Raw genomic sequence first — 9,135 nt, 5'->3', positions numbered from 1 at the left:
TGCGCTCTTGGGGGCTGCCGTAAACCAGCCTAGAGGTTCGGGCCTGTTTTGTTCTCTGGTAGGGCAGAGCAGGCTCAGGGCTACTGAAAGCCCGCCCTGTACTGCGAAGTAGTCAGGGTCGGGTAGTTTACACCCTTTCTTGTTGCTCAGGGGGATCCCGCGCCAGCCTGGGATGCCGACCTGAAGAGACTTATCCGGTGGACACAGGGATCCACCTGGGGGATCCTATGTTATGTTTTGGCTATCTTGCCCTCAGTGTTGTGCAAGCGGGTGCCTTTCATGACCACGCCCCCTCGCCGACCGGCCCTCAATCACGTGCTCATCGTCAAGGATCGTCACGGGCCAAAAGCCTACTGGTTGACGGCTGAGCTCTACTCCTTGGGCCGGGATCCACGCAACAGCATTCGCATCGACTCCCAGTACGCCTCTCGCTACCACGCCATTTTGGTCAAAACAGAATCCCCCTCTTCTCCCGATGGGTTCACTTACCAAATCATCGACGGAGACATTCAGGGCACCCCCAGCACCAACGGCCTTTACGTGGGCGGGCAACGGGTGGAATTTCGGGATCTGGAGGACGGGGACGAAATTCAGTTTGGCAACGATGCCACCGCTACCTACTCGCTGCAGAACAAAGATCTGGATGAAATTCTGGCTACCTTTGAAAACACCCAGATCGTTGGGCTGTAGGAAGCTGCCTTCCCTGTTGGGTCTTGGCTTGTCCCGTCTGCATGCTGGTTGAAGGGTTAACCGGCGCTTGGAGAGGGGATCCCGTCGCCGTATTTTCGGGATCGCTTGCTGGTAAACTGTGTCATACGAAAAAACAAAGCTGGGATCCCTGCTGTTTTATTGGGCTTTCTGCTTGCGGGATCCCTTCCTTCTGTTGTCTCTAAGGGAGGATCCATCTTGCGCCCCATCCTCATCGCCGGCAACTGGAAAATGCACAAGACTCAGGCTGAGGCTCGCGAGTTTCTGCGAGAGTTGGGCCTGGCTTTACGGTCATCGCCGTCAGGGTCAGCATCCCAGCGGCAGATCATCCTATGTGTGCCCTTTACAGACCTGGCGGTGGTGGCAGAGCAAAGCCGCGGATCCGACATAGCCGTGGGAGCACAAAACCTACATTGGGAGGATCAGGGAGCTTTTACCGGGGAAATTTCCGGCCCCATGCTGGCGGAATTGGGGGTGCGCTATGTCATCGTCGGCCACAGCGAACGGCGGCAGTACTTCGGCGAGACGGACGAAACCGTCAATCGGCGTCTGGCAGCCGCCCAGCGGCACGGCCTTACCCCCATCCTCTGTGTGGGAGAAAGCCAGCAGCAGCGGGAGCAAGGCTTGACCGAGTCTTGGATTGTGGGGCAATTGGATCGCGCCTTGCCGGGGATCGATCTGGAGAACTTGGTGATTGCCTATGAGCCAATTTGGGCCATCGGCACCGGCCAGACTTGTGCAGCTCAAGAGGCCAACCGGGTCATCGGCTTGATCCGGCAACACCTGGGCAATGCCCAACTGCCCATTTTGTATGGCGGCTCGGTGAAGGCCGGCAACATCGATGAGCTGATGGCCCAGCCTGAGATCGACGGCGTGTTGGTGGGAGGGGCCAGCCTAGACCCCCAAGAGTTTGCCCGCATCGTCCATTTTCAGGCCCTAGCTCCCGCCTAGGCCGCTAGCGGGATTGTCCCCACAGCAGGGCTACCGGGAAGGATTTCAAGACAACGCCCACCGGCAAGGTTTCGCCGGCAGGGATCCTTTCCTGGGTTAGCCCATTCACCCAGTCCAGCCGCTTCCAGCGCGGCAGATGAATTTCGGTATCTGCCCAAACGGATTCTCCCAGAGGATCTTGGGTTTCGTCGATCAACTTTGTCAGGAAACGCGGCACCGCCGTGAGCAATACCTGCTTGCCGTGCTGACGGGCAAAAGCCACAACATGGTCAGCATGGGATCCGCTGATTTGCAGAGGAATGTAGCTGCCCTCGAGAAACAATTGGGGCTGTTCCTGGCGGGCCTTGAGCACATGATGAATCAGAAACAGCTTAATGCGTCCGTCGCTGCGGTGTAGTAGCAAATCCGCAATGAGTTGGAGAGGATCCTGTTTAACCCGCCGTTGAATTTCTTCTAGATAGGCGAGGCGACGGGAAAAATCCACAGGCCGACGATTGTCGGGATCCACCATGCTCAAATCCCACAGTTCCGTGCCTTGGTAAATATCCGGGATCCCAGGGCTGGTGAGCTTGATCAGCGTCTGCGAGAGAGAATTAAAAATGCCAAAGTGGGCAACTTTCCGTTGGAAAGGCAAAAAGGACTCCAAAAAGGGGTTAGGGCTTTGAAGGATCCGTTCGATAAAGGCGGTAGTGGCTTCTTCGTACTCGGTATCGGGGCGAAGCCAAGCGGTGTGGACCTTAGCTTCCCGCACTGCTTTGATGGCATAATCTTTGACCCGCTGTACGAACTGGGGTACCTCTTCCGGTTGGAAGGGATAAGAGCCGAGCAATGTCTGGTAGAGCAAATACTCGTCATTGCGATCCGGCAGTTCTGAGCGCTTAGCTTGTTTGCTGCGGACTTTGTAGCCGAGGTTCAGCTCATGCCAAAGGTTGATGTGCTTTTCCCACTCGGCGGGGATTTCAGAAAGCACATTCAGCCGGGCCCGCACATCTTCGCCACGCTTGGTGTCGTGGGTAGCAGAAGCATTCATGGACAGAGGCCACCGAGCTGCCCGCTCTTGATTAAAGCGGTGAAACTCTTGCACCGAAAGGCCAAAGCGACAGGGATCCCCGCCGACTTCATTGAGAGATAAAAGGCGGTTGTACACATAAAAAGCAGTATCTTCTACCCCTTTGGCCATGAGAGGGCCAGCCAACTGCTGCAAGCGCATGGCAAAATGGATCTGCTCATTTTTCTCCTGGTCTGATAAATTGTCCAGAGACTCCAGGCAGAGAAAGCGCTGAATAAAATTCAGCTCATTCACCAAAACGGGCAGGTTCTCCTTGGCCTTCTCCACAGCTTGACAAATTACCTGTTGACCTTCTGGACTGAGGATCCCTTCGTGGATATAGACGCGGTAGACCGGAAAGCACACCAAAACTTCTACCAAAGCTCGACGTAAGCTGTAGAGGGTAAAGTCATTGGCATAGCGATGGTGGCTGGTGATCTGTTTGAGCAAAAAAGCAAGGTTATCCATATCTCCTGACAGGTTGCGCTCGATGATCAGGCGTTTTTTATCTTCGATAACCTGCTCTGGGGAATGCCGTAGATTTGTGAAATTTTGATAGAGAGAGTCAAAAGCCTCTGCATTTTCTTCTTGACAAAAGATGCCGTTGAGCTTAGCTAAAAAATCATAGCCCGTTGTGCCCTGAACCGGCCAGCTTTGGGGCAGACTTTCATTAGCCTCTAGTATTTTCTCTACCACGATGTAGAGATTTGGGCAGCGTTCCCGCAGGCGATGGAGATACTCTTCGGGATTGAACAACCCATCGATATGATCGATGCGCAAACCACTAAAACGCCCCTGTTCTGCAAGCTTAAAGATAAGCTGATGGGTTTTGCGAAACACCTCGCGATCTTCCACCCGCAGTGAGATCAGCTCGTTAATGGTAAAGAAACGACGATAATTGATCTCCTCAGCACCCACCTTCCAGAAGGAAAGGCGAAAATTTTGCCGCGCCAGAAGACTATCCAGCAGGTCAAAGCTTGACGGATCCCCTGGCTTGCCGTTAAAAATGGCAATGTTCTCGTCAAAAAAGCTCTGGATAGGTTGGCTAGACGTGTAGAGTTCCCACAAAGAATGCTTGGCAAAGCTAATTTGATCGGTGCGCTCCAGGAGATCTTCCTTGCTAGGGATAAATTTCAGGCTGAAGAGGATCCCGAGTAACTTGACGTAGTCGGGATGGCTGCGTCCCAATTTTCGCCGCAGCTTGCTCAGGTTGTAGGTAAAAACATCCGCATAGGTGTCAATATTGAGGGGGAACCTCAAGTTGTAGTAGTTAATACTTAGGCCATCGGCATCATAACGAAGCTGAATTTGTCCCGACTCCAAACATCTGTCATAGAAATCTCCCAAGAAAGGGGCTAAGATTCTGCCCTTGATCCCCAGGTAAGAGTGATTCCAATTCACATCAAAGTAGTCAATAAAATCTGAGTTGGGGCCACTCTCCAGAACGTCCATAAGCATCTGGTTTTGGCCATCGTAGGCCATGTGATTGGGCACAATGTCCTGGATCCAGCCTATTCCCTGCTGATTGAGGGCTTCCCACAAGAGCTCAAACTTTTCGCTTCCCCCCAGTTCCTGGTTAATCTGCCTGGGATCCACCACGTCGTAGCCGTGGGTGCTGCCTTTGCGGGCTTGGAAGATGGGAGAGGCATACAAGTCACTGATGCCCAGCAACTTCAGGTAGGGAACAATCTGTCGTGCTGCGTCGAAGTCAAACCCAGCATGAAACTGAATGCGATAGGTGGAAGTCGGGATCCGCATGATGACCTTAGAACAATGACAAAGAAGCCGAGCTTGCCAACGGCATAGGGTCAAGAGAACAGATGTATCTAGGGTAGCGGCTAAGATCAAGGAGTCCTGCAGGGGGGAGGCGAGGTTAGTGAACTTGTCAAGGCCACAGAGGAGCGCTTCACCCCCGGTAAGGGGGCCGGCAAGGATGGCGAGGTGGGCAGGGATCCTGCTCGTGGGTGGGCTGATGGGGAGTTGGCGGAGCGAGGCAACCTGGGCAGAAAGCGAGTTTCGGGTGGGGAGTGAGCTGGTTTTGACCCTGCGCACCCCCGATGCCCCCGCTCGCCTCCGTCTGCTGAAGCAACGGTTGGAAGAGATTTTGCTACAGGCCAGCAGCCCTCAGGTGCAGGTCAGTCTGGATATCCCCAGTCCCAATCCCTCGACGACCGGCAGCGGGGATCCCCCAGCTCAAGCCGCTCGGATTCTTTTGAACCAGCAACTGCTGTTGGAGGTAACTCCAGCCGATGCAGAGGCTCATGCTGCTCCCCAACCGGCAGATCTGGCAAGGATCTGGGCGGATCGCCTGCAAACGGTGTTCAACCAGGAATCCAGTCAGCAGCAACTGTTTTTGGGATTGGGGCTGCCCCCGCACTTGACCTGGCAAGGGCGACTCTATCGCCGCGCTGAGCGTGCTGCCGCCGATACTGGGCGCTTTGTTACCGATGGCACTCGCATTCAAGATCATGTGGTCTACTGGGAGATCCCCTCTGGAGAGAACCCGTTTGACTTTACCAACAAGCCGACCCTGCCGGATCCGCCGCCGGAGCGGCTATTTTTGTTGAATCGCCACCGCCAGTTTGTGCCCTACGAGTTGTAACCGAAGTCCTTTCTCCCTCTGTTGTCTATTGTCTATGTCGTCCATTCAACGAGAACCTCGCATTCTGTTGGGCCTGCGGGCCGACCAATTTCGTCATCCCGTGGATCTGCAAGCCACCCGCTCTCTGCAGCAAGTGCCGGGGCTGGGCCTGCTGATTCAAAATTGGCTTGGCTCAACGGCAGGACAGATATTTTATCTGGACAACATTGCTTCCAGTATCCAAATTAACGAGCATCAGTTGCCGGAAATTCATCAGCTTTTGGTGCAGGCCTGTCGCATCTTGGATCTGGAGGTGCCCCAGCTCTACGTGCGGCAGAACCCCACGCCCAATGCTTACACCTTTGCCATGCAGGGGAAAAAGCCCTTCATTGTCTTGCACAGCTCTCTGCTGGATCTGTTGGAGCCGCCGGAAATTCAGGCCGTGATCGCTCATGAGTTGGGCCACTTGAAGTGCAATCACGGGGTCTACTTGACGATGGCCAACATTCTCATGCTCTCCACCAGCTTGCTCCCCTTCGGGGGGTTGTTTTATCAGGCGTTGCAGGATCAACTGATGCACTGGCTGCGGTGTGCCGAGTTTACCTGTGACCGGGCGGCGCTGTTGGTAGCCCAAGATGCCAAGACGGTGATCTCGGTGTTGATGAAATTGTGTGGGGGATCCCCGCAATTGGCCTCCAGGCTGAACGTGGACGCCTTTTTGGAGCAGGCCCGTACTTACGACGAGCTGGACGGGGATCTATGGCAGATGGAGCTGAAGCAGATGCAAACGGTGGGGCGCACCCATCCGCTGCCGGTGCTGCGGGCCAGAGAAATCGAGCGTTGGTTCCGCAGCAACACCTATCAGCAGATCCTGGAGCTCCAGGGATTGGGCTCCGCACCGCGGACATCAACGGCTGCTTCGTAAACTACCCGACTCCGACCGCTAAAGCAGTACAGAGCGGGCTTTTAGTAGCCCTGCAGTTGGCAAGCCAACCACGAGCCTCTGGGGTGGTTTACAGCACCCCCAATCGACCGTTACCAGTGCCTTAAACAACCGTTTCTGGTGTCCGCAGTACAATTATAACCATGGAGGCGGACTTTCCTCTCGACACTGATCCTACCGGTACAGCACGGGGCTCCTGCGATTTCTAGCTGAGTGCTCAAGATGGATCCCTCTCATGTGCCCCTGGGTTTGCCGCTCATCTTGGGGGAGGTGCTTTTCGACTGCTTCCCCACCGAGGTTGTGCTGGGCGGAGCAGCTTTGAATGTGGCTTGGAACCTCAAGGGGCTGGGATCCGATCCCCTCTTGCTCAGCCGTGTTGGCCAAGACGAGGCCGCCAGAGAGCTGCTGGGGGCCTTGCGACGGCAGGGGCTGCGCCTGGAGGGTCTGCAGCAGGATTCTGTTCACCCCACCGGCAAAGTTCAGGTAACCCTGGATGAGCAAGGGATCCCCACCTTCGCCATCTTGCCCGACCAAGCCTACGACTACATCCAGTTGGATATCGGGGCTCTGCAAGCTCTCCAGCCCAGCCTGCTCTACCGGGGCAGCTTGGCAGCCCGCCGGGAGGCAGCCCATCGCCACTTTCAAGAGGGGATCCCCGCTTTGGGCTGTCCCGTGTTTCTGGATCTCAACCTGCGGGATCCCTGGTGGCATCCAGACGCCATCCGGGAGATGCTGCGCACCTGTGATTGGCTGAAGCTGAACCAGACAGAGCTGGAACAAGTAGCCCGGCTGGAAGGGATCCCTGCCGGAGACGTGCTGGAGCAAGGACAGATCCTCCAGGCTCATCTGAACCTGAAAGGTCTATTTCTGACCTTGGGAGCGGCAGGCGCGCTGCTGATCACCCCTACTCAGATCCATCGGGCCGACCCAGTGCCCGCGCCTCAGCTGGTGGATACAGTGGGGGCGGGAGATGCATTTAGCGCCGTGGCCATCCTGGGGCTGTTGCGGGGATGGCCGGAGGCGATTCTGGTGCAACGGGCCGTGCAATTTGCGGCGGCCATCTGCGGGATCCCGGGGGGAGCACCTTCGGATCCGGAGTTTTACCGGCCCTTCTGGCAGGCATGGGAGATCCAGAGGCCAAGGGTTCAATGAAACTGGCGCAGGTGAAACTGGGCGTAGCGACCCCCTTTGCCCAGCAATTCTCGGTGATTTCCCTGCTCCAGCAATTGCCCCTGCTCCAAGACGAAAATGCGGTGGGCAGTGCGTACCGTCGAGAGGCGGTGGGCAATCACAAAAACGGTACAGCGTTGCATCAGCCGTTGCAGTGCTTCCTGCACCAACGCTTCCGACTCGTTGTCCAAAGCAGAGGTAGCCTCGTCCAGGATCAAGATCTTGGGGTTGAGCAACACGGCGCGGGCAATGGCCAGCCGTTGCCGTTGTCCACCGGAGAGGGTGACCCCCCGTTCTCCCACGCGGGTGGCGTAGCCATCGGGCAAGCTCTCGATAAAGGTGTCGATGTTGGCCACCTGGGCCGCCTGGCGCACCGCTTCCAGGTCAAAATGCTCTTGTCCGTAGGCGATGTTGCTGGCAATGGTTCCCGAAAACAGGGTGATCTCCTGCGGCACAACGCCGATCTGCCGGCGCAGGCTCTTGAGGGTGACGGTGCGGATGTCGATGCCGTCGATGCGGATGCAGCCCTGCTGGGGATCGTAAAAGCGGGGAATCAGGCTCACCAGGGTGGATTTGCCGGCGCCGGAGGATCCCACCAGGGCCACAATCTCGCCGGGAGACACCTGAAAGCTGATCTGTTTGAGCACCGGCTGATCCGGTTTGTAGGCAAAGGAAACTTGGTCGAACTCCACCCAACCCTGAATGGGAGGCATGGGGCGGGCCCCGGGCAGCTCCCGGATTTGGGAGCGGGTGTTTAGCAGCTCGAAAATCCGCTCCACCGAAGCCTCACCCTGTTTCAGCTCGCTGTAGTTGTTGGTGATGTGAACAATAGGGTCGATCAACATCGCAACACCGGCGATAAAGCCGAGAAACTGGCTGCCGGTCAGGTTGCCCTGGCTAATTTGCCAGCCGCCCACCCAAAACACCCCCAACACGCTCATGGCGTACAGAAAACCCACCACCGGGTCTTGAATGGCTTTCACCTGTTCGGTCTGAAACCGGGCCAGGCGGTTGCTTTCGGCAATGGCACTGAAGCGGCGAATTTCGTAGTCCTCAGCCGCAAAGGCGCGAGTGAGGCTGATCCCGGCAAACACCTCTGTCAAGAGGGCGGCCAAATCCGACATCTTCTCTTGGTTGAGGCGGGAGCGAAACAAAAGGCGATCCCCAAACCAACTGATCAAGGCTCCCATCAGGGGGGCTATCAGCAAGGTGGTCAAGGTGAGAATGCCGTTGAGATAGAACAGGTAGGCCACCACCGCCAAGATGGTGAGCACGCTGGGGATGAAGCGATGGAAAAACCGCTGCACCACCTCTCCCACCCGATCCAGATCCCCCGTGAGGCGATAGACCAGATCGCCGGTGCGGCTGCCGGAAAAATAGTCCACATCCAGTGCCTGCAGGTGGGCATAAATCTGTTGGCGCAATTCCAAAACCATTTGCAAGGAGGCCCTCGCCATCAGGGTGTCTTGGCCATACTGAAAAGCGCCGCGCACCAAGAAAAACACCACCCCAATCAAGGCCAGCATCCGCAATTGCCCCAGATCCCCGGCACCAATGGAGCGGGCCACCCACTCGATCAAGTAGGCAAGGGCGGGCATGGTTAGCACAAAGCCAAGGGTACAGGTTAGCCCCAGCAACAACATCCACAGATGGGGCCGGATAAAGGGAATGAGACGGCGATAGCTGCGACCTGGATGCACAAATCACAAACCAGAAGGGCCTCTGACCCAACCA

General features: G+C 56.4%; 7 protein-coding genes. 5 read left to right on the top strand and 2 right to left on the bottom strand.

The window, feature by feature from the left end; all coding sequences use genetic code 11:
- Positions 1-279 precede the first annotated feature (279 nt).
- The gene (locus tag ACVWXF_RS05900; protein ID WP_414374851.1) at positions 280-690 is read left to right on the top strand and encodes an FHA domain-containing protein; all 411 of its coding nucleotides are present in this window, start codon (positions 280-282) and stop codon (positions 688-690) included.
- Positions 691-906: 216 nt separating this feature from the next.
- The gene (gene tpiA, locus ACVWXF_RS05895; RefSeq protein ID WP_457473903.1) at positions 907-1,659 is read left to right on the top strand and encodes a triose-phosphate isomerase; all 753 of its coding nucleotides are present in this window, start codon (positions 907-909) and stop codon (positions 1,657-1,659) included.
- 4 nt (positions 1,660-1,663) lie between these two features.
- Here tpiA and treY read toward each other — a convergent pair whose 3' ends face one another.
- Positions 1,664-4,465 carry a malto-oligosyltrehalose synthase gene (treY, locus tag ACVWXF_RS05890; RefSeq protein WP_457473900.1) on the bottom strand — a complete coding sequence of 934 codons (2,802 nt, stop codon included), beginning with the start codon at positions 4,463-4,465 and terminating at the stop codon, positions 1,664-1,666.
- A gap of 175 nt (positions 4,466-4,640) precedes the next feature.
- On the opposite strand from treY, the gene ACVWXF_RS05885 reads away from it, so the two are divergent.
- The 3 genes from ACVWXF_RS05885 (at position 4,641) to ACVWXF_RS05875 (ending at position 7,383) form a co-directional block, all read left to right on the top strand.
- Positions 4,641-5,309, top strand: a complete 669-nt coding sequence (locus tag ACVWXF_RS05885; RefSeq protein WP_457473899.1) for a hypothetical protein — start codon at positions 4,641-4,643, stop codon at positions 5,307-5,309.
- Between the two features lie 34 nt (positions 5,310-5,343).
- Positions 5,344-6,213 carry a M48 family metallopeptidase gene (locus ACVWXF_RS05880; RefSeq protein ID WP_457473898.1) on the top strand — a complete coding sequence of 290 codons (870 nt, stop codon included), beginning with the start codon at positions 5,344-5,346 and terminating at the stop codon, positions 6,211-6,213.
- Positions 6,214-6,453: 240 nt separating this feature from the next.
- Positions 6,454-7,383, top strand: a complete 930-nt coding sequence (locus tag ACVWXF_RS05875; protein WP_457473897.1) for a carbohydrate kinase family protein — start codon at positions 6,454-6,456, stop codon at positions 7,381-7,383.
- On the opposite strand, the gene ACVWXF_RS05870 is transcribed toward ACVWXF_RS05875, so the two are convergent.
- Positions 7,377-9,101, bottom strand: a complete 1,725-nt coding sequence (locus tag ACVWXF_RS05870; protein WP_457473896.1) for an ABC transporter ATP-binding protein — start codon at positions 9,099-9,101, stop codon at positions 7,377-7,379. The two genes, ACVWXF_RS05875 and ACVWXF_RS05870, sit on opposite strands and share 7 nt — an antisense overlap.
- Between the last annotated feature and the right edge of the window lie 34 nt (positions 9,102-9,135).

Source organism: Thermostichus sp. MS-CIW-40 (genome assembly GCF_054058315.1).
The sequence above is the reverse complement of the archived record's forward strand: the minus strand, read 5'-3'. Positions and strand labels throughout refer to the sequence as shown.